Annotated in this window: 2 rRNA genes; both read left to right on the forward strand. The window is 57.1% G+C overall.

The features are described 5' to 3' along the window. Nucleotides 1-1,498: ribosomal RNA gene (locus tag Pth03_RS41075) — 23S ribosomal RNA — on the forward strand; the annotation flags it as partial. A gap of 84 nt (nt 1,499-1,582) precedes the next feature. Beyond that, nucleotides 1,583-1,699 (forward strand): 5S ribosomal RNA (rrf, locus tag Pth03_RS41080). Nucleotides 1,700-1,730 lie beyond the last annotated feature (31 nt).

Here is a 1,730-nt window from a genome sequence, read left to right on the forward strand (position 1 = left end):
TAGTAGGTAAGCGATGGGGTGACGCAGGAAGGTAGCCCATCCCGGGCGGTGGTTGTCCCGGGGTAAGCATGTAGGGCGGTTCGTAGGCAAATCCGCGGACCATTAAGCCTGAGGTGTGATGCCGAGCCGATTGTGGCGAAGTGGGTGATCCTATGCTGCCGAGAAAAGCCTCTAGCGAGTGTTGCGGCGGCCCGTACCCTAAACCGACTCAGGTGGTCAGGTAGAGAATACTAAGGCGTTCGGGTGAACTGTGGTTAAGGAACTCGGCAAATTGCCCCCGTAACTTCGGGAGAAGGGGGGCCTTCGCTGGTGTAGGACCTTTGCGTTCGTAGCTGGTGGGGGCCGCAGTGGCCAGGGGGAAGCGACTGTTTACTAAAAACACAGGTCCGTGCTAAGTCGTAAGACGATGTATACGGACTGACGCCTGCCCGGTGCCGGAACGTTAAGGGGACCGCTTAGCAGCAGCAATGTTGCGAAGGTGAGAACTTAAGCGCCGGTAAACGGCGGTGGTAACTATAACCATCCTAAGGTAGCGAAATTCCTTGTCGGGTAAGTTCCGACCTGCACGAATGGCGTAACGACTTCCCCGCTGTCTCAACCGCAGACCCGGTGAAATTGCAGTACGAGTAAAGATGCTCGTTTCGCGCAGCAGGACGGAAAGACCCCGGGACCTTCACTATAGCTTGACATTGGTGTTTGGGATGGCTTGTGTAGGATAGGTGGGAGACTGGGAAGCCATGACGCTAGTTGTGGTGGAGTCATTGGTGAAATACCACTCTGGTCGTTTTGGATGTCTAACCCGCGCCCGTGTATCCGGGTGGGGGACAGTGTCTGGTGGGTAGTTTAACTGGGGCGGTTGCCTCCTAAAGGGTAACGGAGGCGCCCAAAGGTTCCCTCAGCCTGGTTGGCAATCAGGTGTTGAGTGTAAGTGCACAAGGGAGCTTGACTGTGAGACTGACGGGTCGAGCAGGAGCGAAAGCTGGGACTAGTGATCCGGCATCGGCGTGTGGAAGCGGTGTCGCTCAACGGCTAAAAGGTACCCCGGGGATAACAGGCTGATCTTCCCCAAGAGTCCATATCGACGGGATGGTTTGGCACCTCGATGTCGGCTCGTCGCATCCTGGGGCTGGAGTAGGTCCCAAGGGTTGGGCTGTTCGCCCATTAAAGCGGTACGCGAGCTGGGTTTAGAACGTCGCGAGACAGTTCGGTCCCTATCCGCTGCGCGCGCAGGAGACTTGAAAGGGGCTGTCCCTAGTACGAGAGGACCGGGACGGACGAACCTCTGGTGTGCCAGTTGTTCCGCCAGGAGCACGGCTGGTTGGCTACGTTCGGTAGGGATAACCGCTGAAAGCATCTAAGCGGGAAGCTCGCCTTGAGATGAGGTCTCCCACCCTTTGTGGGGTAAGGCTCCCTGGAGATGACAGGGTTGATAGGCCGGAGGTGGAAGCGCGGTAACGTGTGGAGCTGACCGGTACTAATAGGCCGAGGACTTGACCACAAAGCAAGCTTTTTTGAGCGTTTTGCTCGCGTCCACTATGTGATTCAGGGGCAACAACCGGGTTGGTTGTTAGTTCCGTGGGGTTACGGCGGTTATGGCGGAAGGGAAACACCCGGTTACATTCCGAACCCGGAAGTTAAGCCTTCCAGCGCCGATGGTACTGCACTGGGGACGGTGTGGGAGAGTAGGACGCCGCCGGACAATCTTTTGTGTATGAAGAAAGCCGCTCCTT

This window comes from Planotetraspora thailandica, assembly GCF_016863335.1.
GTDB classification, from domain to species: domain Bacteria; phylum Actinomycetota; class Actinomycetes; order Streptosporangiales; family Streptosporangiaceae; genus Planotetraspora; species Planotetraspora thailandica.